The sequence below is a fragment of the Streptomyces sp. NPDC025651 genome (genome assembly GCF_055558735.1).
The window spans coordinates 109,128-133,968 of the sequence record NZ_JBVHLZ010000011.1; the positions used below are offsets into that span (position 1 = coordinate 109,128).

At 73.1% G+C, this 24,841-nt stretch carries 19 protein-coding genes and 1 pseudogene; 5 read left to right on the top strand and 15 right to left on the bottom strand.

The features are described from left to right. Window positions 1-53 precede the first annotated feature (53 nt). The 3 genes from ACZ4D5_RS32935 to ACZ4D5_RS32945 form a co-directional block, all read right to left on the bottom strand. Window positions 54-1,661, bottom strand: coding sequence for a molybdopterin-dependent oxidoreductase (locus ACZ4D5_RS32935; protein ID WP_467776131.1), 1,608 nt, complete (start codon window positions 1,659-1,661; stop codon window positions 54-56). 155 nt (window positions 1,662-1,816) lie between these two features. After that, complete coding sequence (locus ACZ4D5_RS32940; RefSeq protein ID WP_467776132.1) at window positions 1,817-2,563, bottom strand: anti-sigma factor; 747 nt, start codon at window positions 2,561-2,563, stop codon at window positions 1,817-1,819. Continuing rightward, window positions 2,560-3,150: a sigma-70 family RNA polymerase sigma factor gene (locus ACZ4D5_RS32945; protein ID WP_467776133.1), complete on the bottom strand. Its 591-nt coding sequence runs from the start codon at window positions 3,148-3,150 to the stop codon at window positions 2,560-2,562. The genes ACZ4D5_RS32940 and ACZ4D5_RS32945 overlap by 4 nt, the downstream gene beginning before the upstream one ends. A gap of 299 nt (window positions 3,151-3,449) precedes the next feature. Here ACZ4D5_RS32945 and ACZ4D5_RS32950 point away from each other — a divergent pair. Further along, window positions 3,450-4,215: pseudogene (locus tag ACZ4D5_RS32950) on the top strand (GNAT family N-acetyltransferase). A gap of 11 nt (window positions 4,216-4,226) precedes the next feature. Here the strand turns inward: ACZ4D5_RS32950 and ACZ4D5_RS32955 are convergent. Further along, on the bottom strand, window positions 4,227-5,372 hold the full coding sequence (locus ACZ4D5_RS32955) for an alanine racemase (RefSeq protein ID WP_467776134.1): 1,146 nt from the start codon (window positions 5,370-5,372) through the stop codon (window positions 4,227-4,229). 150 nt (window positions 5,373-5,522) lie between these two features. Between ACZ4D5_RS32955 and ACZ4D5_RS32960 the strand changes: the two genes are divergently transcribed. Beyond that, entirely contained in the window at window positions 5,523-7,238 is a 1,716-nt protein-coding gene (locus tag ACZ4D5_RS32960; RefSeq protein ID WP_467776135.1) for a PucR family transcriptional regulator, read from the top strand. Between the two features lie 57 nt (window positions 7,239-7,295). Here ACZ4D5_RS32960 and ACZ4D5_RS32965 read toward each other — a convergent pair whose 3' ends face one another. Further along, a complete protein-coding gene (locus tag ACZ4D5_RS32965; protein ID WP_467776136.1) occupies window positions 7,296-7,691 on the bottom strand; it encodes a VOC family protein in 396 nt (131 codons plus the stop codon). A 212-nt stretch (window positions 7,692-7,903) separates the two neighbouring features. Between ACZ4D5_RS32965 and ACZ4D5_RS32970 the strand changes: the two genes are divergently transcribed. Further along, entirely contained in the window at window positions 7,904-8,665 is a 762-nt protein-coding gene (locus ACZ4D5_RS32970) for a dienelactone hydrolase family protein (protein WP_467776375.1), read from the top strand. A 202-nt stretch (window positions 8,666-8,867) separates the two neighbouring features. On the opposite strand, the gene ACZ4D5_RS32975 is transcribed toward ACZ4D5_RS32970, so the two are convergent. The 4 genes from ACZ4D5_RS32975 to ACZ4D5_RS32990 all read right to left on the bottom strand — a co-directional run bounded on the left by ACZ4D5_RS32975 (window position 8,868) and on the right by ACZ4D5_RS32990 (window position 13,861). Continuing rightward, a complete protein-coding gene (locus ACZ4D5_RS32975) occupies window positions 8,868-10,283 on the bottom strand; it encodes a tetratricopeptide repeat protein (protein WP_467776137.1) in 1,416 nt (471 codons plus the stop codon). A 111-nt stretch (window positions 10,284-10,394) separates the two neighbouring features. Further along, window positions 10,395-12,026 carry a sensor histidine kinase gene (locus ACZ4D5_RS32980; RefSeq protein ID WP_467776138.1) on the bottom strand — a complete coding sequence of 544 codons (1,632 nt, stop codon included), beginning with the start codon at window positions 12,024-12,026 and terminating at the stop codon, window positions 10,395-10,397. A 39-nt stretch (window positions 12,027-12,065) separates the two neighbouring features. Continuing rightward, window positions 12,066-12,863 carry an ABC transporter permease gene (locus ACZ4D5_RS32985; protein ID WP_467776139.1) on the bottom strand — a complete coding sequence of 266 codons (798 nt, stop codon included), beginning with the start codon at window positions 12,861-12,863 and terminating at the stop codon, window positions 12,066-12,068. After that, a complete protein-coding gene (locus ACZ4D5_RS32990) occupies window positions 12,860-13,861 on the bottom strand; it encodes an ABC transporter ATP-binding protein (RefSeq protein WP_467776140.1) in 1,002 nt (333 codons plus the stop codon). Before ACZ4D5_RS32990 ends, ACZ4D5_RS32985 begins: the two co-directional genes overlap by 4 nt. A gap of 221 nt (window positions 13,862-14,082) precedes the next feature. On the opposite strand from ACZ4D5_RS32990, the gene ACZ4D5_RS32995 reads away from it, so the two are divergent. Further along, window positions 14,083-14,757, top strand: a complete 675-nt coding sequence (locus ACZ4D5_RS32995; protein WP_467776141.1) for a response regulator — start codon at window positions 14,083-14,085, stop codon at window positions 14,755-14,757. 64 nt (window positions 14,758-14,821) lie between these two features. On the opposite strand, the gene ACZ4D5_RS33000 is transcribed toward ACZ4D5_RS32995, so the two are convergent. The 6 genes from ACZ4D5_RS33000 to ACZ4D5_RS33025 all read right to left on the bottom strand — a co-directional run bounded on the left by ACZ4D5_RS33000 (window position 14,822) and on the right by ACZ4D5_RS33025 (window position 24,174). Then, window positions 14,822-16,228, bottom strand: coding sequence for an amino acid permease (locus ACZ4D5_RS33000; RefSeq protein WP_467776142.1), 1,407 nt, complete (start codon window positions 16,226-16,228; stop codon window positions 14,822-14,824). Between the two features lie 191 nt (window positions 16,229-16,419). Next, window positions 16,420-17,808 carry a lanthionine synthetase C family protein gene (locus ACZ4D5_RS33005; protein WP_467776143.1) on the bottom strand — a complete coding sequence of 463 codons (1,389 nt, stop codon included), beginning with the start codon at window positions 17,806-17,808 and terminating at the stop codon, window positions 16,420-16,422. Beyond that, entirely contained in the window at window positions 17,805-21,398 is a 3,594-nt protein-coding gene (locus tag ACZ4D5_RS33010) for a lantibiotic dehydratase (RefSeq protein ID WP_467776144.1), read from the bottom strand. The genes ACZ4D5_RS33005 and ACZ4D5_RS33010 overlap by 4 nt, the downstream gene beginning before the upstream one ends. Window positions 21,399-21,478: 80 nt before the next feature. Next, window positions 21,479-21,649, bottom strand: a complete 171-nt coding sequence (locus tag ACZ4D5_RS33015) for a hypothetical protein (protein WP_467776145.1) — start codon at window positions 21,647-21,649, stop codon at window positions 21,479-21,481. 165 nt (window positions 21,650-21,814) lie between these two features. Beyond that, complete coding sequence (locus tag ACZ4D5_RS33020; protein WP_467776146.1) at window positions 21,815-23,314, bottom strand: SDR family oxidoreductase; 1,500 nt, start codon at window positions 23,312-23,314, stop codon at window positions 21,815-21,817. A gap of 119 nt (window positions 23,315-23,433) precedes the next feature. Then, complete coding sequence (locus ACZ4D5_RS33025) at window positions 23,434-24,174, bottom strand: SDR family oxidoreductase (RefSeq protein WP_467776147.1); 741 nt, start codon at window positions 24,172-24,174, stop codon at window positions 23,434-23,436. 172 nt (window positions 24,175-24,346) lie between these two features. Between ACZ4D5_RS33025 and ACZ4D5_RS33030 the strand changes: the two genes are divergently transcribed. Next, window positions 24,347-24,838, top strand: coding sequence for an RrF2 family transcriptional regulator (locus tag ACZ4D5_RS33030; RefSeq protein WP_467776148.1), 492 nt, complete (start codon window positions 24,347-24,349; stop codon window positions 24,836-24,838). The last annotated feature ends 3 nt before the right edge of the window (window positions 24,839-24,841 follow it).

Genomic DNA, 24,841 nt, shown 5'->3' on the forward strand with positions numbered 1-24,841 from the left:
CCGCGAGTTCGCGGACGGGGGGGTGAGGGAGAGAGCTGAGGAAGAGGAGCGGGTCAGGTCACGCGGACCACCACCGAGTGCCGTCCGGACGCGCCGTCCGGGATGGTCCGGGTGCGCTCGGCGGTCTGCGTGGCGCCGCTCCGGTCGGTGGCGCGGACCTGGAGGGTGTGGGCGCCGGGCGGCGCCGACCACTCCCAACTCCACTGCCGCCAGGTGTCGACGGACCCCTCGGCGGCGAGCCGGGCCGTCTGCCACGGCCCGTCGTCGACGCGGACCTCGACGCGCGCGATGCCCCGGCGCTGGGCCCAGGCCACACCGGCGACGGTGACCTTCCCGGCCTTCGGGGAGGCGAAGGGCTTGGGGGTGTCGATACGGGACTGGGTCTTGACCGGCGCCTCGCGCGCCCAGTCGCGCTTCACCCAGTAGGCGTCGTACGCGTCGAACGTCGTCAGCTCGATGTCCTGGATCCACTTGCACGCCGACACATAGCCGTAGAGGCCGGGGACGACCATCCGGACGGGGAAGCCGTGCTCGAAGGGGAGCGGCTCGCCGTTCATGGCGACGGCGAGCATCGCGTCCCTGCCGTCCATCACGGCCTCCACGGGGGTCCCGATGGTCATGCCGTCGACGGAGCGGGCCACCAGCTGGTCGGCCGGACCGCCCTCGGACGGCGGCGCCACCCCGGCCTCGCGCAACAACTCGTCCAGGCGTACGCCGAGCCAGCGGGCGGAGCTCACGTAAGGGCCGCCGACTTCGTTGGAGACGCAGGTCAAGGTGATGTCCCGCTCGACGAGGCGGCGCCGCAGAAGGTCCTGGAAGCCGAGCGCGAGCGGCTTCCCCACGCCCTTTCCGTGCAGACGCATCCGCCAGTCCGCGGCATCGAGGCGCGGGACGCGGAGCGCGGTGTCCACGCGGTAGAAGTCGCGGTTCGGGGTGGTGAAGGGCGCCACGCCACGGACCCGGAGGTCCACGCCGCGTGGCAGCCGAGGGGCGGGCGAGGCCGGTTCGGGCAGGCGGACCGCGGCCCGCGATGCCTTGGCGTCGGCCGCGCTGTTCGCGTCGAGGCGGCGGCCGAGCAGCCAGGCCCCGGCGGAGGCGACAGCCACACCCGCGCCGGCGAGGACGAAGCCTCTGCGGTCGAAGTCTCCGTGGTCGAAGTCTCCGTGGTCGGAGCCTTCGCGGACGAGGCCTCTGCCGCCGACGCCCGCATCCGAAGGGCTGCCGTCGTCCGTCGCGGGGGACGGCTGCCGGGCGAGACGGCCGGAGAGGACGTACAGCACACCCGCCCCCACGACCGCTCCGCACAGCGACGGCACGGCGTCCTGTCCTCCGCTCGCGTCCGGCCGTCCGGTCGCGGCGAGGGCGCCGACCGCGCCGATGAGCAGGACCCCGGCCGAAGCGGTGCGCCGATGGCGAGGGGACAGCAGCCCCAGGGCCACGGCGAACAGGGCGAGCGCCGCGAGGATGCCCAGCTGCAGCACCAACTTGTCGTCGGTGCCGAACCGGCGGACCGCCCAGTCCTTCACCGCGGCCGGGGTGCGGTCGATGACCGCGCCGCCGACGGCCGTGACCGGACTCGCGCCCGCCCCGAACGCCGTGGAGACGAGTTCCGCGACGGCCAGCGCGGCGGCCCCGGACAACAGGCCGCCGAACGCGGCCATGGTGCCTCTGATCGCTGAGTGCCCTCTTGTGCTCACGGCGATGATTCGGAGCCGAGGGGGATGCGGCTTGGTCGTTCACTCGATCGGGGGGCGGTGCCGCGCTCCGGCGCAGGTCAGGGAGGAGCTGGCGGCGTCCTGGAGGACAGAGCCGGAGGTCAGGTCGGGAAGGTCAGCAGGGCGAGCGGAGCGGTCGTCGGCCGCGCGGAGCCGCCCGTGGGCTCGACGGTGACGCCCATGCCGGACGCGCCGTCGACGGGGCCGTCCAGGAGCGTGGCGCTCTCGCCGCCGGAGTCACGCAGGAAGCCTGCGGACCGCATCTTCTTCCCGCCGTCGTCGAACCACAGTTGGTACACCGTGCCGTCGGCGGGCCTCGGCAGACCCGACACCAGGACGGCCGCCCGGTCCCTGGCCCGCGAGACGACGACCGTGGCCGTCGCGTCGCCGCCGAGCCTGCCGGTGGTGGTCCGGGCGTCGGGCGCAGCGAGCACGGCGGCCAGCGACTCCGCCTGCCGCTCGGCGCGCTGGGCCTGCTGCCTGGCCTCCTCGGCCGACCGGTGCTGCCACACCGCGGTGCCGCCCAGGGCCGTCGCCGCGGCCAGACAGGCCGCGAGCGCCAGCCGCGGCAGCGGACGAGGCCATGCACGGACCCCGCCGCGCCGCGGCACCAGGGGCGGTTCCTGCCGCACCCCGGCGATCCGCGCCATCACCTGGTCCTTCATGCGCGGGGGCGGCTGGGTGGCGACGGCCAGGCCGAGGTGCCCGGCGGTCGCCGCCAACTCCCGTACTTCCTGGGTGCAGGCCGGGCAGTCGGCCAGGTGCCGTTCGAACTCCGTGCGCTCGTCGGGCGCGAGCGCGTGCAGGACGTAGGCGCCGGTGCAGGTGTGCAGATCCGCGGCGGTCATGCGTTCACTCCCAGACAGTCGCGCAGCCGGATGAGACCGTCGCGCAGCCGGGTCTTCACGGTCCCCAAAGGGAGGGTCAGGAGCTGGGCGACCTCGCGGTAGGTGAGCCCCCGGTAGTAGGCGAGCGTCACCGCCTCGCGCTGCAGCTCGGTCAGGGCGCGCAGACAACGGCGTACGCGCTGCCGCTCCAGGCGCGCCTCGACCTGTTCGATCACGTCGTCGTACGCGGGTGTGCGGTCGAGGAGCGCCGCCTTGTGCTCGCGCTCGGCACGCGCCTGCGCGGAGCGCACCCGGTCCACGGCACGCCGATGGGCCAGGGTCATCACCCACGTCATGGCGCTGCCCTTCTCCGGGCGGAACCGCGCCGCGGTCCGCCAGACCTCGATCAGCACCTCCTGGGTGACCTCCTCCGACTGCGCCGGGTCGCGCAGGACGCTGCGCACGAGACCGAGCACCGGCCCGCTGACCGCGTCGTACACCCTGCTGAAGGAGCCCTGGTCGCCCCGGGCCACCTCGGTGAGCAGCGCGTCCAGGTCCGCTCTCGGAGGCGGGGGCGGCGTGGCGCGGGCAGTCTCCGCCGACCTCATGTGACTCCCTCGTCGACCACTCCCGTGGTCTTCCTCGTGCCGCCGCGCCAGGGCCCGGACGGCTCACCGGTTCCGTTCACCGGTGATTCGGAGCGAGAGGCGGGGCCGGATTGGTCCGGAGCCGAGAAACGCACGAAAGAGGGGCGCGGGGTGCTGTCCGGCCGACTGGGGGACGTCCGGGACAATCAAGGCCCATGGACCCGACGAACCCCGTGAAGGGCCCGGACCTCACCGGCCCGGATCTCACCGGGCCTGGCCTCGCCGCACCGGATTCCGCCGAAGGCGACCTGCCCGCCAGGATGGAACAGAACCTGGCCGAGCACGCCTGCCACCTGCACCGGCGGATGCGGGGCGCGACCGTCACGGCGACCGACGACCTCCTGGTCGCCGACAGCGGCCTCGACGACGACACCTTCAACACCGTCGCCACCGCACGTTTCACCCCGGACAGCGCCCCGGCACGGATCGCCGGGACGGTCCGGACGCTCGCCGCCACCGGGCGTACGTTCTCGTGGTGGGTCGGACCCGCGTCCGCGCCGGGGGATCTGAGCGAGCGTCTGGCGGCCGCTGGTCTGCCCGTCTCCGAACACGAGGCGGCCATGTGGGCCGAGCTGACCGAGGGCCTGCCGCCCGCGCACGCGGAGGGGGCTGGACATCCGTCCGGTGACCACGCCGGAGCAACTCGCCGACTACGCCGCCGTCCTGGCCGCCAACTGGGACCCGCCCGCCGACACCGTCCGCCGCTTCTTCGACCGGGCGGCCCCGCAGGCGCCGGCCGCCGACTGCCCGGCCCACTACCTGGTCGGGTACGTGGAGGACCGCCCGGTCTGCACGGCCGAGACCTTCCGCCACGCTGGCGTCGCGGGGATCTACGACATCTGCACCCTGGCCGCCGACCGCCGCCGCGGCTACGGCGGCGCCATCACCCTCGCCGCCCTCCACGCGGCCCGCGACCACGGCCACCGCATCGCGGTCCTGCAGGCGTCGGCGGACGGCGAGCCCGTCTACCGCCGCCTGGGCTTCCGCTCCTGCGGCCGGTTCACCGAACACGCCCTCGTGCCCTGACGCGGACGGGGCTACCCGTCAGGGTCGATCGACGACCGCCCGAAGTCGGTGCGCCACACGTCGACCACCTCGCCCCGCGCGTCGGTGACGAGGTAGGCGGGCCACCGGTCGAACGCCGAGCACGGATGCGAGAGCCCGAACTCGACGACGTCGGTCACTTCGAGGCCGCGGGCGTCGGACAGGACCGTGTGGTGGTCGTACAGCGCGCGCACGCGTCCGCCGACGGCCGGCTTGGGCTGCCCGTTCGCGGCGCGGGCGGACAGGAGGGCCGGTGCGTCGGCATCGTAGGGAAGATCGCGTTTCCCGGCTCCCACGACGGCGGTGCCGATCTCGGGGACCGACACGACGACCGCGCGCACGGTCAGCGCGGGGACGAGGCCGGGGACCGGGCTCATGCGGGCGTAGACGCCGTGGTCGTGCGTGACGTAGCAGCCGGACCGGAGCAGCCGGACCGTGCCGGGGACGTCGGCCTCGGTCGGCAGGAAGGCCACCACGCGGTCGGGAAAGGCCGAGCCGCCCATCGAGTACACGGGCCGGTCGGTCTCGAAGAGGTCCGCGACCTTCAGGTACGTGTCGCGGACGCCGCGGCAGTGCTCGTCCACCGCCGCGAGGGTCTCGTCGTCCCGGGTGTTGGGCGCGACCCCCTCGTACCCGGCGACTCCCACGAGGCGGAGCCCGGGAGCGGCCCGGACCAGCTCCGCGACGCGGCGAGCCTGCCGGGCGTCGCGGAGTCCTGTGCGGCCGCCGGGTGCGCCGACGTCCAGGAGGAGTTCGAGGGCGGGGCCCTGCCCGTCGAACACCTGGTGCGCCGCGACCACCCCCGCCGCGGAGTCGACGAAGCAGCGGATCCGTCGCCGCGGGTCGGCCGCGAGCCAGGCGCGCAGCCGGGCGAGACCGTACGGGTCCACGACCTCGTTGGCGACGAGGACATCGCTGTGCCCCCAGTCGAGCACGGTCGCGACCTGGTCGACCGTGGCGACGGTGACGCCGACCGCGCCGGCCGTGATCTGCCGTTCGACGACGGGGGCGGACATCGTCGTCTTGACGTGGGGAGCGAGCGCCACGTCATGGGTCCTGCACCAGTCGGCCATGGCCCGGATGTTGCGGTCGAGGGCGTCGGCGTCGAGGCGCAGGTGGGGGTAGGAGGCGGAGGCCACGGCTCTTGGGCTCCTTCAAGCGGGGCGGACACGAGACGCGCGTACGGATACGCGGTGTGCTCCAGTCTGTGACGCACCGTCCGGCAGGGCATCGTGCCGTTTCACCAATCGCCCGGCTTGATTCGGTGCCGATTCACGAACGGAAGTAGAGTGCCGGGCAGTGAGAACGACTGGACGGTGCCGATGACGACCAGCCCCGGAGCCGCCGGAGCTCCCGGAGCCAGGCTCGACAACGTGGTGAGCACCTTCGCCGGGACCCTGCTCGAGGTCCTCGCGGGCACCGTCGACCCGACGGCGCCGATCACCGACGTCGTCATCGACGACCCCCGCGAGCAGGCGCCCGGCCGCCCCGGCGCCCTGCTCCTGTGCACCACCGCCGATGCCCGTGACCTGCCGGCGCTGCTCGACCGCGCGGTCGCCTGCCGGGCGCCCGCCCTCGTCGTACGCGCACCGCTCGACCTCGACCGGGAACTGCGCGAGCGCGTCGAGCGCAGCGGTGTCGTCCTGCTCGGCCTCGCGGGCGGCGCGACCTGGGCACAGTTGGTCGTGCTGCTCCGCTCGCTGCTCTCCACCGGCGCGAGCGGCGGGGAACTGCCGACCGGGATGCCCGTGGAGGACGCGTTCGCCCTGGCCAACGCGATCGGGGCGCTGCTCGACGCGCCGATCACGATCGAGGACCGCGACTCGCAGATCCTCGCGTTCTCCGACCGGCAGAGCGAGACCGACCAAACGCGCGTCGAGACGATCCTCGGCCGGGGCGTCCCCCGGCACGCCCGCCGCGCGCAGGAGCGGGCGGGCGTCTTCAAGCGGCTCTACGCCAGCGAGAAACCCCTCTTCATCGACACACCGCAGATCGAGGGCGCGCCGGGGCTGCCGCGCGTGGCCATGGCGATCCGCGCGGGGGACCAGGTGCTCGGCTCGATCTGGGCGGCGGTGGCCGAGCCCCTGAGCGAGGAGAAGGAGCGCGTGCTCGTCGACGCCGCGAAGGTCGTCGCGCTGCATCTGCTGCGCCAGCGCATCGGTGTGGACATCGAACGGCAGATGCGCGCGGACCTCGTCGCGACCGCGCTGGGCGAGGGGCGCGCGGCCTCGGGCGCGATCGAGCGGCTGCGGCTCACGAACCGGACGGTGACCGTGGTCGCCCTGTCCCCGGCCGGTGGGGACGCGGGCGACCCGGCGGCCGCCGCCGGACAGTCGCGGCGCCAGGTCCTCGAACGGGCCACCGAGGCCTTCGCGTTCCACCTGTCGGTCGCGGCCCCCGGAGCGGTCGCCGCACTGGTCGGCGACGAGTGCTGCGCGATCATCCCGGCGCCGGCGCGGAAGACACAGGGAGACGCCACCGACCTCGCACGCCGGGTGGCGAACGACTTCCTGGACCGGACACGGTCCGTCGGTCCCGGGGAAGTGGTCATCGGCATCGGCCGTGCCGTCCCGTCGTCCGATCCGGCCGCCCTCGCCCGCTCGCGGCAGGACGCGGACAGAACCCTCCGCGTCCTGCGCCGGCAACCGGACCGCCGGGTCGCGCTGTTCGCCGACGTCCAGGTCGACGCGCTCCTCCTGGAGACCGGGGACCGCGTGCGCGAGGAGGGCGGTCTGCTGGACGGTCCCGTCGCCCGGCTGCGCCGTCACGACCGCGCGCACGGAACCGCCATGACGGACACCGTGGCGCACTGGCTCGACCACCTCGGCAACACCCTCAACGCCGCGGCGGCCATGGACGTCCACCCCAACACCTTCCGCTACCGCCTGCGCCGGGCGGCGGCCCTCGCGCGCCTGGACCTGCGGGACCCCGACGCCCGCTTCGCGGCGATGCTCGAACTCCGGCTCGGGCCCGCGCGCCCCGCCGACGAGGACGTCGGGAGGTGAACGGGCCCGTCGTCAGGAGGCGAACGGAGCTGTCGTCAGGGGCGAACGGACCCGCCGTCAGGAGGCGGTGGCGACCTTCCACAGATGGCCGTCGGGATCGCTGAAGTAGCCGAAGTAGCCGCCCCAGTCCGCTGCGGCCGCCTCCTTGACCACGGTGCCGCCCGCGGCCTGTGCGGTGCGCATGACCTCGTCCACCGCCTCCCTGGAGTCGGTGACGCAGTGGAAGGAGGAGCCGCGGAACCCGGAGCCCTCCGCGGGGACACCGGCGTCCTGTGCCGCGGCGTCCCACTCGTAGAGCGCCAGCGGCGAGGATCCCTCGCCCAGGCGGCACCGGACGAAGCCGCCGAAGTCCTGTTCGACCTCGCAGCCGAGGCCGTCGACGTAGAACTTCTTGGCGCGGGCCACGTCCGCGACACCGAGCATGATGGTGCTGACCTGCAACTTTGTCTTCATGGAAGCAGCGTAGGCGCGGGCCGGCCGCAGGCGCTTCTCGAATCCTGACCGGTCCTGTGCCGCCCGGGAATTGTCGGCGCGAAAGCACGTTCCCGGGAACAAGTCTCCAGGCGATCATTGTTCTCGTAGGTCATCGCCGGGGCGATCCCCGGCCGACCACGACTCTCGACAGGGCCGTACGCAGGCACCGGCCCGAGGAAGGCAGAGCCACCATTTCCACCTCCACCACGACGCTGCAGATTCCCACCACGGACGGCCGGGCCGACGCCTTCGCCGCCTTCCCCGACAGCGGCGAGCGGCACCCGGGAGTGCTGCTGTACCCGGACGCCTTCGGCCTGCGGCCGGTGCTGAAGCGGATGGCCCGCGAACTGGCCGGGCACGGGTATTACGTGCTCGTCCCCAACCTCTACTACCGGCACGGTCCCGCACCGGTGCTCGAACTCCCCGAGCACATAGGCGAAGAGGCCAGGCCCGCGGTCTTCGCGCAGGTGATGCCCCTGATCGAGGAGCACACCACCGAGCGCGTCCTGAGCGACGCCGACGCCTACCTCAGCTTTCTCACCGCCCAGCCCGAGGTCGGCGCGGGACCGGTCGCCGCGATGGGCTACTGCCTGGGCGCCGCCCTGGCGATGCGCACGGCGACGGCCCACCCCGGCCGGGTGGCCGCCCTCGCCGGATTCCACCCCGGCTTCCTGGTGACCGACGCGGCGGACAGCCCGCACCGCCGCCTCCCCGAGCTCACGGCGGAGGTCCATCTGGGCCTGGCCGAGGGGGACTTGACGCCCGAGGCGCTCGACGAGCTCAACAAGGCCCTGGACGCCGCGGGCGTGGGCTACACCACGGAGATCTACCCCGACACCGTCCACGGCTTCACGATGGCGGACACCGACGCCTTCGACCCCGCCGGGCTGCAGCGCCATTGGGACCGTCTGCTGCCCCTCCTGGACCGCACCCTGCGGGCGGCGGAAGCCTAGGCCGTCGCGTCGGGCGTCCAGTCCTGGACGAGGAGACCGAGCATCACCTCGTCCAGGAACTCGCCCATCACCCAGGCCGAGGCCGATGTGCGCGGACCGGTTGTGGTTGTCGATGCCCCACAGCGTCGCGGTGCCGACCAGCGCACCGCCGTCCAGCGCCACCACGGAGAACGGGTGGCGCGGCCCACGAGGGCGGCAGGGGTCAGAGCAGAGGGGCGGCCGCTGCCGCGTACTGCTGTGCCGTGCGGCGCGCGGCGGCCGCTCCGTCGGCGTCACCGAGCCGGTCGGACAGCCGGGCGCGGCCCAGCAGGTTGTAGGTGCTGTTCGGGCGCAGCGACAGGCGTTCGCTGAGCAGCGCGCCCGCGATGTCGTGGGCGCCCGCGCGCAGAGCCGCCTCGACGAGGGTCTTCTGGAGCGCGTCGCGCTGGGCGTGGCTGCCGCCGAAGCCCGACAGACGGCGCCGGATGGGGAGCAGCAGGTCCACGACGCTCCGGTAGTCCTCGCGTACGTACGCCACGAGGGCCCGGGACACCGGGACGCCGATGTCGGCGGCCATGGCGTGGTTGCTGCGCCGACGGTTCTCGGGCCGGTCGAGCCATTCGTGGCGGTCGCGGATGAGGGCCTCGGCGTCCGCCACGCGCCCCGCGCCGGCATAAGCCATGACGGCGTGGACGTCGTTGAAGGCGTAGAAGGACGGGTCGTCGCGTGCCTCCCAGGCCGCGGCCAGGCTCTCCCAGCGCGGCCCTTGGTCGATCCCGGCCAGCAGGAAACGCCACAACAGGGCGGACGCGTCGAGCAGTTCCATCACCGTGCCGCAGGACCCGGCCGGGCGGATGGCGGCGTCGTAGACCTGCTCGGCCCGCTCGGTCGCGTCGGCCTCCAGGGCGAACAGGGCGTAATGCCACCAGTTGTGGACCGTGAGGTAGTTGCCGCTCGTCCAGTCGTCGGTGCGGGCGTTGAGATAGCGGATGCCTTCGGCGAAGCGGCCCTGCATCTCGTAGGTGTGGACGGTGGCATGGATGCCCCATACGTCGCGGGCGTTGGTCTCCACCGCCCGCAGGCCGATCTCCTCGGAGCGGTCGTAGTGACCGGCTTCCTCGAGCCCGAACGCGTACATCCCCAACAGCGGTCCGTAGTGCGGATCGTGGGCGTCCCACGTGGCCAGGGCGGCGCCGATGCGGTCGCGGAGGCTGACGGCGTCCCCGGTGAAGAAGTCGATCTGGTGGCCGACCGCCAGGGCGAGCGTGTCGTGCGGGTGGGCCACCGTGAGGTCGGCGAGGAGCAGGCCCGCCCGGTGCATGTCGCCGTCGAGCCAGGCCTGGGCGGCTTCCATGTGACCGCGCTCGCGGGCCGGAAGCGCCGTGACGTCGACGTCGGAGCGGTAGCGCAGAAACCGCGTACGGGCGGCGTCGGCCTCCGACGGTTCCGTGCCGAGCAGGGCGAGGTAGGCCGAGAAGGCCTGGGCGATCGGGGAGCGGGGTGCTGCCTTGAGGGCCGCCGCGATCGAACTCTCGACCTCGGGGCGGAAGAACAACAGGTGGTCCACGGCCTGTTCGAGGTGGGCGGCGGCCTCGTCGCCGGTGTCGGTCAGCCGATGGCCGTGTCGGTCGCTGGTCATGGTCTGGTGTCGTCCTCTCCTGTCGGGGCGCGGCGACCGGGCGGCACCGGCCCCTCGAACGCGTGTTGAGTACGAGATCGAAAGCGTAGCCGCGCCCGCGCGGGCCGGTCCCTACCGTGGCTTGCCCTCCAGGGTGTCCTTGGCGGCCAGCCTGGACCCGGAGAAACACAGACGGTAGAGGTCGACCTGGTCCAGGAAGTTGACGTTCGAGCGGTAGAACTCGCATGTGGTTCCCGGCGGTTGCGGTGCGGAGCGTGCGCCCTCAGGAGGATAGGGGTACGGGCGCGACGGCAGGAGGTGGGCGATCTCCGCGCGGGGGCTGCCGACGCGCAACTTTTCGTAGTGGGAGGGCGGCAGCACACTGGTGGCCAGCAGGAAGGCCATGTACGCGGCGGCGGGCAGGAAGAACAGCGCCGCACCCGCGGGAAGCGCGAAGACGGTGGCGAAGCGCCGCCGGGTGCTGCGCCTCATGTGGGCGAGTCTGCGCGCCGATTCGGGCTGCGCCTCGGCGGCCTCCGGCGTCGCGGGCCTGTGCCGGTGCGCCGTCGTGCGATGCGGCAACGTGGCGCAGACCTGGAAACCACCCTCGAACGGACCGGTCCGCAGGGTGCCGCCGAGGACGGTGACCCGCTCCCGCAGCCCGGCCAGTCCGCGGTTGCCCGGCACCGCGTCGGACGACACTCCCCTGGACGGGTGGGAGTTGACGACCCTGACGTGGGTGCGGTCGTCGTCGTGGGTGATGGTGACGCGTACGGTGCTGCCCGGGGCGTGCTTGGTGGCGTTGGTGAGGGCCTCCTGCACCACCCGGTACATGGCACGTTCGATCAGCGGGGACAGTACGGGCGGTGGGCCCTCGCGCTCCCACCGCACCGGGACGCCGGAGGCGACCGCGCGGCCCAGGAGCTCCTCGACGGTGTCGGCGCCGCGCGGCCCCGCCGGGGCGTGGGGCTCGTCGCGCAACACACCGACGGTCTCCCGTAGTTGGTCGACCGCGTCGGATATCGTCGCGCGCAACTCGGCGACGTCGTCACGGTCTTGCGGGGCGAGTGTGGGGGAGAGCTCCAGCGCCCCGGCGCGCAGCGCGACCAGGCTCAGCACGTGGCCCAGCGAGTCGTGCATGTCGGCGGCGATGTCCGCGCGTTCCGTCAGCCTCGCCCGCTCCGCGACCAGATGCTGCTGTTCCTCAAGGGTGCGGGCCAACTGCCAGCCCCCTTGGACCAGTTCCCGCCGCCCGCGCCAGTAGCGTCCCGCGAGCCACGGGACAAGGAGAGCGGCGGGCAGCACCGTCGTCGCGTAGAACCACCACACCGCGCCGACCTGCAGTACGGCGCACAGCGCGAGGTCGAACGCCAGGCAGCCGGAGAGCACGAGGAGCGGGGTGCGGGCCGTGGCCGCCCGCGCGCCCAGCAGGCAGCTCAGCCCGGCCAGGGCCAGTACGTAGGCGTTCGCGGGGCTTGCCGGGTCGGCGAGGCCCAGGGCGCAGCAGGCGTTGCCCAGGAACACCGCCGCCCCCGGTCGGCGCCGGGACAGAGGGACCGCCGCGGTCAGCAGGAGCAGGGGCAGCACCAGGCCCAACACGGCCGAAGTGGAGGCGGCCGCCGGACGGTTGGCGTACCAGAGGACGCCCGCGGCGCAGAAGACGGCCCACAGGGCCACGTCGGCGAGAACCGACCTCAACGGTGTGCGCATTCGCCACATGGCCCTGCGGGTCCCCTGCTCTGTGATCGCCGTGTGTGCCGTCATCCGCCCGACGCTACGGCACGGTCCACCAGCCCGTGACGGTCAGGCGTCGCGACGGCGCAGCACGTACAGGCCGGTCAGGTGGGCGGCGAGCACCCACGCCAGCAGGATCAGCACGGCCACGCCGGGTGAGTGGGGCGCGTCGGCGCCGGTCCGCATGAAGTGCTCGCCCGCGCTGTGCGGCAGCCAGTCGTTGACGGCGAGCAGGACCGGGCCGCCGAGGGCCATGAGCATGCTCGGCAGGGCCCACAGCAGTGTGAAGAGCACGGTGAGCGCTCCGGCCGCGTGCCGCGTCGCGAAGGAGACGCCCACGGTCAGGATTGCGACGAGGGCGTAGTAGAGGCCGACTCCCAGGGTCTGCCGAGCCGCCGTGCCCGCGTCGAACGAGGCGCGACCGGCGAACGGCCCCCAGGCCACGGCCATGCCGAGCCCGGCGAACAGCACCCCGGAGAGGAAGGCCACGACGCCGGCGACGAGCGCCTTGGTCAGCTGTACCCGGTGCCGAACCGGCACCCACAGCAGGGACGCCGTCATGCTGCCGGTCGTGTACTCGCCGGTGACCGCGACCGTGGCCAGGACGACCACGGCGAACTGGATGAGGACCGTGGAGGACACCGCCGCGTCGCCGACAGGCTGGACGGCGTGTTCGTTGATGCGGGCGATCGAGCCGTAGTAGAAGGCGAACACGGCTGTCGCCACCAGGCCCACCAGCAGGCACAGGGAGGGCGCGCGGACCGACCACAGTTTGGTCCACTCCGCGGCGACCGCACCGGCGAACCGGCGGACTGCCCCACTCCGGGTGTGCTGTCCGGCCGCGTCCGACCACACGTCAGCAGTCATCGTGCCGCCCCCGTCTCCGCCGTGTCCCGCACGCCCGTCACGTACTCCACGCTGTGAGCCGTCAGTTCCATGTAGGCCTGCTCCAACGAGACCTGTACATCGGTGAGGTGGTGCAGCCTGATGCCGCAGCGGTGGGCGAGGTCGCCGACCTCGGCCGCGGTCCTGCCCTTGACGAGGATCTCGCCGCCGACCGCCCCGCCGCCCCTTCCCGCTGTCCTCGCGGTTCCCGGCGTTCCCGCCGTCTCCACCGTCTCGACCCGCACGCCGCCGTCCGCCGCGAGACGGCTCACCAGGACGGACAGCTCCTCGGGGTCGGGCACCCGGGCGCGTACGGATGCCTGGGAACTGGCGGCGAGGAAGGCCGCCATGGAGGTGTCGGCCAGCAGCCTGCCCTTGCCGATGACCACGAGGTGGTCGGCGGTCAGCTGCATCTCGCTCATCAGGTGGCTGGAGAGGAGGACCGTCCGTCCCTGGGCCGCCCGGTCGCGCACGAGCTGCCGCATCCAGCGCACGCCGTCGGGGTCCAGACCGTTGACGGGCTCGTCCAGGATCAGGGTCGGCGGATCACCGAGCAGCGCGCCGGCCACCCCGAGGCGCTGGCTCATGCCCAGCGAGTACGTCCCGGCGCGGCGTCGCGCGGCCTTGGCCAGGCCCACCGTCTCCAGGACCTCGTCCACCCGGCGCACCGGGATGCCGTTGCTGCGCGCCTGCGCGACGAGGTGGCTGCGGGCCGAACGCGCCGGGTGCAGGGCCTTGGCGTCGAGCAACGCGCCCACTTCGCGGACCGGGTGGCGCAGGGCGGCGTAGGGCCTGCCGTCGATGAGTGCCTTGCCGCGCGTGGGATGGTCGAGGCCCAGGATCATGCGCATCGTGGTGGATTTGCCGGCCCCGTTGGGGCCGAGGAAGCCGGTCACCTTGCCTTCCTCGATGTCCAGCGTCAGGTCGTCCACGGCGACGGTCTCGCCGTATCGCTTGGTAAGCCCTCTGAGGGTGATCACATGGGTTCCTTCGGCGTCTGCCGTGCTTCGCGGAGCGCTCGTGCTTCTCGTGCCGCTCGTGCTTCTCCCGTACGGCATCGACGCTAGGAGGGCCGGGCGCGGCGGCCCATGCGACGTTCGTCAGGAGCCGTCTTCCTTTCGTCAGGGTCAGGGCTCCGCCGCTGGTCGCACATCCTGGGGCACCCTCCCGCGCGGCCGATCGCGCGTCGTACGCTCACCTCGTGGAACAGACAGCACCGGGCCGCAGGCCGGTCCGCGTCCTGGTGGCGGACGACGAGACGATGGTCCGGGCCGGCATCCGCGCCATCCTGGCCAGGGATCCGCGCGCCGAAGTGGTCGCCGAGGCGGCGGACGGTGAGGAGGCCGTCTCACTGACGCGCCGTCACCGCCCCGACGTGGTCCTCCTGGACATCCAGATGCCCGGCCTCGACGGCCTGGCCGCGGCCGCGCGCATCCACAGGGAACAGCCGTCGGCCGGTGTGATCATGCTGACGACCTTCGGCGAGGACGACTTCATCAGCCGCGCCCTGGAGGACGGAGCCAGCGGATTCCTTCTCAAGGCGGACGATCCGCGGGAGCTGTTGAACGGCGTGCAGGCCGTGGGGTCGGGCGGGGCCTATCTGTCGCCGCGGGTCGCCGCCCGCGTCATCTCGGGACTGCGTGCCCGGCGGGCGGCGCGGCCCCACCGCCCGCTCGACCGGCTGACGGAGCGGGAACGCGACGTGCTCGCCGCGCTCGGGGCGGGGCTCTCCAACGCGGAGATCGGTGCCAAGCTGCACCTGGTCGAAGGCACCGTGAAGGCGCATGTCAGCGCGGTCCTCGCCAAGTTGGGGGCGCGCAACCGGGTGGAGGCGGCGATCACCGCGTACGAGGCGGGGCTGGTGCCCAAGCAATAGGGGCCCTCGGCAGCGGCGAAGTCCGCGAAGTCCGCGAAGACCGCTGCGCCGAGGGCCCGGTGAGTCAGCGGCGTGCGGACGCGGACGCCGTGCGCTGGCGTACGTAGCCGGTCACCATGAGGAAGACGGTCAGGCCGCCCGTCCACGCCAACTGGCCGCGGGTGCCGGGCTCCAGGGCCATCAGGACGAGCACGGCCGCCATGCCGGCCAGCGCCACCCAGGTCAGCACCGGGTAGGCCCACATCCGTACCGCCAGCTTCCCGGGCTCCTCGCGCTCGGTGCGGCGGCGCAGGATCAGCTGCGAGACGGCGGTGAACATCCAGACGACGAGGATCACCGCGCCGATCATGTTCAGCAGCCACTGGAAGATGTCGTCGGGGCGCCAGTAGCTGAGCAGGACGCAGAGGAAGCCGAAGGCGGACGAGGCGATCACCGCGCGGCGCGGTACTCCGGAGACGACGCGGCCGAGCGCGGCGGGGCCCTGTCCACGGGAGATCAGGGAGCGGGCCATGCGCGAGGAGCCGTAGACGTTGGCGTTCATCGCGGACAGCAGCGCGACGAGCACGACCACGTTCATGATCTGGCCCGCGCCCGGGATGCCCAGCTGGTCGAGGGTCGCGACGTAGGGGCCCTTCTCCACGACCTCCTCGTCGTCCCACGGCACGAGCATGACGATCACCAGCATCGAGCCGATGTAGAAGACCGCGATCCGCCACATCGCCGTGCGCACGGCCCCGGCGACGCCCTGGACCGGGTTCTCGGACTCGGCGGCGGCGATGGTGACGGTCTCCAGGCCGCCGTACGCGAGGACCGAGGCCAGCAGGCCGATGATCAGGCCCTCCGTGCCGTGCGGCATGAAGCCGCCGTGGCCGGTGAGGTTGTCGGTGCCGGGCGCGTCCGTGCCGGGCAGCACGCCGACGATGGCGAGCGCGCCGATGACCAGGAAGAGGGTGATGGCGCCGACCTTCAACGCGGCGAACCAGAACTCGAACTCGCCGAAGTTCTTCACCGCCGCCAGGTTGGCGCCGCAGAACACCGCCATGAAGAGCGCCACCCACGCCCACTCGGGGGTGGCGGGCAGCCAGCCCGTCATGATGTGCGCGGCGCCGAGGCCCTCCAGGCCGACGCCCATGGACAGCATGAACCAGTACGACCAGCCCGCGGTGAAGCCCGCCCACGGGCCGATCGCGCGCTCGGCGTACACGGAGAAGGAGCCGGAGGCCGGGTTGGCCGCCGACATCTCGCCGAGCATCCGCATGACCAGCATCACCAGCAGGCCGGAGGCCGTGTAGGCGAGGACGATGGACGGTCCGGCGGCGGCGATGCCCGCGCCGGAGCCGACGAAGAGCCCGGCGCCGATGACGCCGCCGAGGGCGATCATCGACAGGTGACGCTGCTTGAGTCCCTGGGAGAGCTCCGGCTCGGGTGCGGCCGGTGGTGACTTCGGAGGGGCGGTGCTGGACGGAGACATGCGGGCAAGTCTGGGTAATCCGCTCACGGGTCGAGATGGCTGTCCGATATCCGAACACTCTGCCTACCTGGGGTGACTGAATGATCACTTCCGGATGATGCCCGGGAAGGTGAGGTTGCTCGGGCGGGCGGATTCGCTCAGGACAGTCGTATCGCCCAGGACGGCCGTATCGCTCAGGGCAGCCGTATCGCTCAGGACAGCAGCAGGACTCTGTCCCAGTGCGGAGCGTGGGGCTCTGCGGCTCCCGGCGTGAGGGACAGCAGTGCCGCGGCGATCCCGGCGGCGCCCTGGAGGACGCCCGCGACCGGCTGCTCCGCGGGCGGGAAGCCGAAGGGGGCGTCGGGGTCCGCGAGTTCGAGGAGACGGGTGCCCGCGGCGCTGGCCTGGCCGAGCAGGACGGTGTCCCCCTCCGTGCGTCCCAGCCGCCACGCGCCCTGAAGGAGCCCGGCCCGTCCGTGGCAGATGACGGGGCTCGGCAGGGAGTCGAGACCGGGGTCGCGCCGAGCGAGGGCGCGGAGCGAGGTGAGGGCCAGGCGCTGCCAGGCGGCGGTGCCCGTGACCTGTCCCGCGCGGTGGAGTGCGGAGGCGATACCGGGGGTGCCGTAGCACCAGCTGGGGCGTGGGGGTGGGGATGCCGGGGCGCGGCTCCCCGTTGCCGCCCTGGTCGCCGCGCCGGTCTCTTCGTCGAAGGCGATGCGGGCCGGCCAGTACGGCCCCGAGTCGTCGGTCTCGGCCCGCCCGGCGAGCCAACTGCCGATCCGGTGCAGGGCGCCGTCCTGGCCGGGGACCGTGACGCCGTGCTGAGCGCAGAGCGCGAGCAGCGCCAGCGGACCGGCGATCCCGTGCGCCAGGCCGAGATTGAACTCGCCCCGTGGATACGTCTCGCGGTCACGGTCCATCACCAGACGGTGCGACGGCACCCACCAGCCGGGAACCTGTCGCCCGTGCGCCGTCACCGGCCGGGACAGCGCGGTGAGGTAGTCGAGCGTGTCGCGGAGCGCGGGCTCGGCCGCCGCGCGTTCGTCGGCGGAGCCCTCGGTGTACGCGGTGAGCAGGAGGCGGCCGGTCCCGGTCACACCGACGATGGCGTCGTACGCGGCCCAGCGCACGCCGCCCTCACGTTCCGCCGCCGCACGTTCCGCCGTCACCCGCTGCCGCTGCTCGTCGGCGACGTACGTGACCAGACGGCGGCGCAGGCTCGGATAGTGGCCGCCGTGCGGTGCGCAGGCCTGGACCGCGGCCAGGACGGCGGCGGGCCCCATGTGCAGGCCCACGGAGACTGTTCCCTGCGTGAGGGCCTGGGCGGCAGCCGAGACATGGGCGTGCGCGGCGCGCAGCCAGGAGCGGTCGCGCCGGGCGAGTTCGGCGAGGAAGAGCACCACTCCGGCATGGCCCTCCAGCGCGTCCGCGCGCGTGGCGCCCGGGCACTCCGCGGAGTCGGCGGCGTACGTGGTGACGCGCCGCGGGTCGGCGAGGGCGAGGGCCACGCGTTCGACGGCGGCTTCGACGGTGTCGGAGGAGACAACCGGTGCCGCGTCCGCGCCGGGCCGCGGGGCGGCGCCGTGCTCGATGCCGTTCATCGCTGGTGCCTCCGTCGGTCGGCGTGGGCCATGGCACAGGCGCGGGCCAGGGCGTGGGCGTGGCGTTCGCCTTCCCGGTCGTATCCGAGGAGGCGATTGCAGACCAGGTGCGTCAGGCTCGGCACGATACGGGCGAGCGAGGTGACGTCTGGGGTCTGTGCGGTGTGGGTGGGCGAGGTGGTGTCTGGGGTCTGTGTGGTGTGGGTGGGCCAGGAGGTATCCCGGTTCCGCCCGGTATGGGTGGGCCAGGAGGTATCCGGGTGCTGCGCGGTGTGGGTGGGGGAGGCGATCTCAGGGCCCTGCCCCGCATGGGCGGGCGAGGCGGCGTCTCGGTTCTGCCCGGCGTGGGCGAGCGAGGCGGAGTCCAGGTCCTGCCCGGCGTGGGCGACGAGCTGTTCCTCGTACGCGCGCAAGGCCTCCGCGCACTTCTGCAGCTCCGCCACGACCGCGCGCCCCTCGGCGTCCTCCCGCAGCCCCGGCCAGTCGCCCGCCGGGTCGATCAGGCGCAGCCAGGCGGCGCGGCGGGCGCGGAAGCCCTCCGGGACGTCGCGTGCGCTCGCGAGGCCGTTCAGCCAGGCCGCTCCCATCGACGAAGGTTCCGCGTACCTCCTCGACACGCCCTCGGCAGGCGGCAGATGAGTGAGGCCGTGGGTCAGCGAGGCCACCGCGACGGCGGCGAGCGCCGTGCTGTCGAGTCCCGGCCTGCCGCGCCGGGCGACGGTCAGGAGGGTGAGCGCCGCCCGGCTGTCGGCGCAGAAGTAGCGCTCCGCGGCCTGCTGCACCCGCGGCCCTCCGTACCGCTCCCACTCCGGGTCGTACGTGTCGAGGGCGAAGCGGCCCACGGTGCCCTCGTCCGTCCACTGCCGCACGGCGTCCCGCAGCCGCGGGAAGAACGTGTGCCACAGGGCGTCCTGCGGGCCGTGGAAGCGCAGCCGCAGATGGTCGGCCTCGTCGCGGTAGCGCACGAAGAACCACCGGTCCACGGCGGCGCGCTCCTGGTCCGTCAGGCCGTCGAGGAACGGGGCGAGGCGCTCGGTCAGGAACGCGTCGGTGGCCCGCGCGGGCAGGTAGAGCTTCGCGTACAGCCAGTCCTCGCCGGGAAGGCGCAGGCGGCGATGCGTCTCGGGGGTTCGGCGCGGGGCCTCGGCGACGTGCGCGGCTCCGGTGACCGGGCGATGCGCCGGCGGGGCGGGTGCGCGGCGCAACGGCACGACCAGCTCGGCCAGATGCGGCGTACCGGAGCCGTCCCGCAGCCACGCGTCGGGCAGTTCGCCGCCGCCGGGCAGCTCCTCGGCGAGCAGGTCGGGCTGTTTCGCGACCTCGTCGCGCAGCACGTCGAGATGCCGGGGGCACTCCAGGTCGAGCCGGAGCCGTTGGTCGTACTGGCCGACGACGAGGTGCCGGGGCGCGGACCAGCGACGGCGCCACGCGGCGACGGCCTCCTGCCAGGCCCGGTCGTCGCTCCTTCCGGCCATTTCGGCCCTCTCGCTCCCTTCAACCTCTACAGCCCCTGCAGCCCCTTCGGGCCTTTCGGCTCCCTCGGCCTTGCCGCCGCTCTCCCGCGCCGCGACGCGGCCGGACACGGCCAGTTCGTGCAGCTCGTCCAGGCGCCAGCGTGCGGGGGAGAGGATCGCCCTGCCGTAGCGCACACGTGGCAGGTACGGCAGATCCCTGACGGGACCCCAGTCCCACGGGCGCGGGAAGTGCTGCTCGAACCGTCCGATGTCGAACAGCAGGCGTGCCGCGTTGGGAGCCTGCCCCTGGGTGTCCAGCGCGTGGTGGGCGTGCGGCCGCAGGCGCCGTCCCGAGGGCAGGTGCACCGCGTACAACGCGTCGAGGTCGGCGCCGATCCCGATCTCGTCGAGGCCGAGTTCGGTCGCCGCGGGGTCGGGCGGGACGCCCAGGGAGAGGCGGTACGCCGCGGTGGGCGGGCAGTTGGCGACGTTGCGGGCGCGGCTGAGGCGGGGCTGGTAGGCGATGGTGAGGGGCAGTGCGGCGCCGGGGTGCGGGTCGCTTCCGGTGAGGGCCGGGGCGATGTCGGCGCCCGAGGCGGCGTCGGTGTCCGGGGTGATGTCGGCGCCGGAGGCGATGTCGGCGCGCGGGGAAGCGGCGGCGGACACCTCATGCGCCAGGGAGCCCAGAAGCCCCGCGAACCGACCCGTCGTCGCCCCGGCCTCCAGCGGCCCCGGCCACGTACCGGCCGCGAGCACGTATGCCCCGCGGGAGATCTCCTCCGCCGAGGCGGCGATCAGCCGCACGTGGAACTCGCAGGAATCCGGGACCTGTTGAGGGCTCAGCCGACGCGGCACCAACTGCTCGATCGCCGCGTCGTCCAGGACCACTTCGCGGGTGCCCTCGCGGAGCGCCCGCGCCGCGAGCCGGCCGAGGTGGCGGTCCCGTGAGGCGGTGGGGGAGGCGGGGCCGGTCGCCGCGGGCGCGTCGGGACGTGCGGAGTGACGCGGCCAGGTGTATCCGGCCGGGGCGCCCAACCCCTGCGTGTCGTCGAGGAGTTCGGGGAGCGGGACGGTCCGGTCGACGCCGTACCGTTCGAGGAAGGCCGAGTGGTAGGCGCGCATCTGGGGCGCCCCCGGAGTGGGCGGCGAAAGGCGCCAGAGCACACCGGCCGCCCGCGCCGCCTCGTCGAAGACGTCGGCGGGCAGCCGGACGTCCGCGCCCAGCGACAGATCCACGTGCAGGTGATGATCGGTGGCCCTCAACACCCGCATGCGGGAGTCGAGTTCAGCCAGCGCGGATCGCCGTTCGCCCAGGGGCGCCGCGTCGTAGCGGGCGCGAGCGGTGGCGACCGGCCGCAGGGCGGCAAGCGGTGCGCGGGCCGCCGCGCAGTTCTCCGCGGCGCGCTCGAGCGCGGCGACGACCTGCTCCAGGGCGTCGGACCCGTCCAGGGCGGGACGCAACTCCGTGAGCAGGAACTCCTGCTGGACCAGGGCCTGGACCACCCGCAGTGCCGCACCCGCGGGTGCCTGCGGGAACGTGAGCTCCAGATCGCGTACGACGTCTCCGGCGAGGGCGCCGCCTCGCGCGCTGTCGAGCGCGGCCCGCACGGCAGCCGTGTGGCGAATCGAGACTTCGTCCTTGGGCCGCTCGCCGGGCCCCGGAGCGGTGTTGGACGGCGCGACGACCACCAGGCGCGGGCCGCGCGTCACCACCCCCGCATGAGGGCGCACCACGAGGTGCGGCAGCAGCTCGGGGTCGGTCTCCCACTCCCGTACGAGAGCGGCCAGCCAGTCGATGTCGACCTGTGTCCGGCTGACGGGCGCCGTCTGCCAGGTGACCTTCGCCGACTCGCCGACCCGCACCGGAGCCACGCCCGCGAACAGCCCGAACGGCGTGCTTCTGGTGCGGATACGGCTGTCGTAGCGCACCACCGACACGGCGGCCTTGCGCAGTTGCCCCTCCGGCCTGGCCGCCGGCAGGTCGGAGGTGAGGCCGACCAGCTCGGCGAGGGAGGGGCTGGCCACGCGCAGCGCGTCCATGAACACCGCGTCCTGCGCCGCCGCGGCCAGCAGCTCGGCCCGGTTCCGGGCGGACAGCCACCGCGGCGGCTCGGGGCCGCGCAGGGGTGCGCGCAAGAGGGCCGCGTAGACCGGCTGGAAAGGCTCTTCGGGCGGTGCTTCGCCAGGCGGCGTCGGCGTCCCTGATCGCACGGGGTCTAGCAGTTGATGCAGGTCAGGGGATTGATGATGGTGTGACACCTCGATGTGCAACTGGTGGTCGGGAAGGCCGCGTCGGGGCCGGAGTCGCTCAGCTGTATGTCCACGTCGAGGTCGAAGACGCCCTCGAGCGTGAGGTCCTCAGCGCGTTCCTGGGTCACAGGGGACATGTGATGACACTCCTTCGGATACCGGAGAAATGAAACAGGTGATGCTGAAGTTGCGCTGGGACGTTAGCAGTTGTTTTGTAAAGCGCACACGATCAATGGCGCTTTATGGCGCGAAACAGCCTCCACAGAAAGGGAACTGTGAAATATGGGGGATTGAATTCCGGTTCAGTCGGACTCCCGGCCCGCGGCCCGTGCGATGTTGCGTGCCATTCCGCCGAAGACGACGGCGTGGAAAGGGGCGACGCTCCACCAGTAGAGGTGGCCGAGCAGGCCCCGCGGATGGAAGAGTGCGCGCTGCCGGTAGCGGGTGCGGCCCTTGCCGTCCTGTTCCGCGTACATCTCCAGCCAGGCGAGGCCCGGCAGCCTCATCTCGGCTCGCAGGCGCAGGAGTTGACCCGGCTCGATCTCCTCGACCCGCCAGAAGTCCAGTGAGTCGCCGACGCGCAGGCGCTGGGCGTCGCGGCGTCCCCGGCGCAGGCCCACCCCGCCGACGAGGCGGTCCAGCCAGCCGCGTACGGACCAGGCCAGTGGGAAGGAGTACCAGCCGTTCTCGCCGCCGATGCCCTCGATGACGCGCCAGAGAGCCTGCGGCGAGGCGTCCACGGCGATCTGCCGACGGTCGGTGTACAGGCTGCCACCGGCCCAGTCGGGGTCCGTCGGAAGCGGGTCGCTGGGGGCGCCGGGCAGTGCGGCGGAGGACCAGCGGGTGGCGACCTGGGCCTCCTGGATCCGCCGCAGGGCCAGTTCCAGTGCCTCGGTGAAGCGCAGCGGACGGCCGGGGCCGTCGGGCGCGTACCGCGCGATGTCGTGCTCCTGGCAGACGACTTCGTGGCGGAGGGATTCGGCGAGCGGTCGGGCGATGGACCGCGGCACGGGCGTGACCAGGCCGATCCAGTGGCTGGACAGGCCAGGGGTCAGCACCGGCACGGGCACGATCAGCCGACGCTTCAGACCGGCGACATCGGCATACGCGCGCATCATGTCCCGGTACGTCATGATGTCGGGGCCGCCGATGTCGAAGGCGCGGTTCAGGTCGTCGGGCCGGTCGGCGAAGGCGAGCAGGTAGCGCAGCACGTCCCGGACGGCGATCGGCTGGATCCGGGTGCGCACCCAGCTGGGGGTCACCATGACCGGCAGCCGCTCCGTGAGGTAGCGCAGCATCTCGAAGGAGGCGGATCCCGAGCCGATGACGACCGCGGCGCGCAGCACGACGGTCGGCACTTCGGAGTCGAGAAAGATGCGTCCCACCTCCGCCCGCGAGCGCAGGTGGGGCGACAGCTCCGCTTCGGGGACGCCGGCCGGGGTGAGGCCGCCGAGGTAGACGATGCGCCGTACGCCTGCCGCGCGGGCCTGCTCGCCGAAGGTCCGGGCGGCCCGCCGGTCGGTGTCCTCGAAACGGGATCCGCTGCCCAGGGCGTGGACCAGGTAGTACGCCACGTCGATGCCCCGCATGGCCGCGGCGAGCGAGTCGCCGTCGGTCACGTCGCCGCGTACGGTCTCGACCCGGTCGGCCCAGGGGTGGTCGCGGAGCTTCTCCGGGGAGCGGGCCAGGCAGCGTACGCCGTGGCCCGCGTCCAGCAGTTCCGGGACGAGGCGGCCACCGATGTATCCGGTGGCTCCCGTCACGAGGATGCGCGGCGTCGGATCGGGATCGTCTTGGCTCATGTGCGCTGTCGCCTCGTTTCGGGTGCTCGGGTGCTCGGGTGGCTCGACCATCGCACTGTCCCGTGGGCCGCGCACCCCCGCGCACCCCCGCGCGCCCGCGGGCCGGTCGGAGCGACGGCTCAGCGGGCAGCGTTGAGCCAGTCCCGGTAGTGGGTGGTGGCCAGGCGTGCCCCGTCCCCCGCGACGAGGGCGTCCCCGCTGACGGCGGCGAACATGCCCGCCTCCTCGTCGGTCACGACGGCGCGGTCGTCCTTGCGGGCCGCCAGCGTGATGCGGCCGAGCTCGTCCAGGGGGAGGACGTCGGGGCCCGCGACGTCGAGCGTGCCGTTGAGCGGCGCCGCGGTGGCGACGTCGGCGAGGGCTTCGACGACGTCGGCCGTCGCGAGGGGCTGGAGGCGGGTGGAGGGCAGCCGCACGGTGCGCTCGTCGGCGGTCCAGGACATGACCGCGTCCATGAACTCGAAGAACTGGGTGGCGCGCACGATCGAGTACGGGGTGGGGCCCTGCCGGAGCAGGTCCTCCTGGAGCGCCTTCGCGCGGTAGTAGTCGAGCTGCGGCACCTGGTCGACTCCGACGATGGAGAGGACGACCTGGTGCCGGACGCCGGCGCGCTCGCCCGCGGCCAGCAGGTTCCCCATGGTGGTGCGGAAGAACCCGGGCGATGCCTCGTCGAACGTGGGGGAGTTGGACACGTTGACGACCGTGTCCGCACCGTCGAGCGCGTCGTCCAGGCCCTTGCCGGTGAGCAGGTCGAGGCCGGTCGACAGGGACGAGGCGACCACGTCGTGGCCGGTCTCGCGGAGCTTGGTGACGAGCTGGGAACCGATCAGTCCGGTACCGCCGATGACCGTGATCTTCATGATCGTGCCCTTCCGTGAGCCGGGGGCCGAGCCGAGGCCCGAGCCGGGGGCCGAGCCAGGGTTCGCTGCCGCGGCGAGCGCCGCGGTCGCCGTGAACTCGGATATCAGATGTCCGAGATAATACTCGGATAGTCTCTATCCGAGTCAAACGGGAGGTCGAGCGGGAGGCCGAATGAAACTGTCCGGTGGCGTGGAATGGGCGCTGCACTGCTGTGTGGTGCTGACCGCGGCGACCGAGCCGGTCCCGGCCGCCCGGCTGGCCCTGCTGCACGACGTCTCGCCCAGCTATCTGGCCAAGCAGATGCAGGCGCTGTCCCGGGCGGGTCTCGTGGAGTCCGTGCAGGGCAAGACCGGCGGATACGTGCTGACCAGGGCCGCCGCCGAGATCACGGTCCTGGAGGTGGTGCAGGCGGTCGACGGGGCGAGCCCGGCGTTCGCCTGCACCGAGATCCGCCGACGGGGACCGCTGGGCACTCCGCCGGAGGGCTGCGTGAAGCCGTGCCCCATCGCCCGTGCCATGTCGGCGGCCGACGCCGCGTGGCGGGAGTCGCTGCGGGCTGTGTCCATCGCCGACCTCGTCGGGGACGTCGAGCGGGACAGTGGTCCGCAAGCGCTGCCGAACATCGGGGCGTGGCTGAACTCGCCGAGCGTCGCGGATGGTTGAGGG

Bases quoted from the DNA above. Each gene is read 5' to 3' on its own strand.
- ACZ4D5_RS32935 (WP_467776131.1), bottom strand. From the start codon at position 1,661: ATGGCCGCGTTCGGCGGCCTGTTGTCCGGGGCCGCCGCGCTGGCCGTC.
- ACZ4D5_RS32940 (WP_467776132.1), bottom strand. From the start codon at position 2,563: ATGACCGCCGCGGATCTGCACACCTGCACCGGCGCCTACGTCCTGCAC.
- ACZ4D5_RS32945 (WP_467776133.1), bottom strand. From the start codon at position 3,150: ATGAGGTCGGCGGAGACTGCCCGCGCCACGCCGCCCCCGCCTCCGAGA.
- ACZ4D5_RS32965 (WP_467776136.1), bottom strand. From the start codon at position 7,691: ATGAAGACAAAGTTGCAGGTCAGCACCATCATGCTCGGTGTCGCGGAC.
- ACZ4D5_RS32975 (WP_467776137.1), bottom strand. From the start codon at position 10,283: ATGACCAGCGACCGACACGGCCATCGGCTGACCGACACCGGCGACGAG.
- ACZ4D5_RS32980 (WP_467776138.1), bottom strand. From the start codon at position 12,026: ATGACGGCACACACGGCGATCACAGAGCAGGGGACCCGCAGGGCCATG.
- ACZ4D5_RS32985 (WP_467776139.1), bottom strand. From the start codon at position 12,863: ATGACTGCTGACGTGTGGTCGGACGCGGCCGGACAGCACACCCGGAGT.
- ACZ4D5_RS33000 (WP_467776142.1), bottom strand. From the start codon at position 16,228: ATGTCTCCGTCCAGCACCGCCCCTCCGAAGTCACCACCGGCCGCACCC.
- ACZ4D5_RS33005 (WP_467776143.1), bottom strand. From the start codon at position 17,808: ATGAACGGCATCGAGCACGGCGCCGCCCCGCGGCCCGGCGCGGACGCG.
- ACZ4D5_RS33015 (WP_467776145.1), bottom strand. From the start codon at position 21,649: ATGTCCCCTGTGACCCAGGAACGCGCTGAGGACCTCACGCTCGAGGGC.
- ACZ4D5_RS33020 (WP_467776146.1), bottom strand. From the start codon at position 23,314: ATGAGCCAAGACGATCCCGATCCGACGCCGCGCATCCTCGTGACGGGA.
- ACZ4D5_RS33025 (WP_467776147.1), bottom strand. From the start codon at position 24,174: ATGAAGATCACGGTCATCGGCGGTACCGGACTGATCGGTTCCCAGCTC.
- ACZ4D5_RS33030 (WP_467776148.1), top strand. From the start codon at position 24,347: ATGAAACTGTCCGGTGGCGTGGAATGGGCGCTGCACTGCTGTGTGGTG.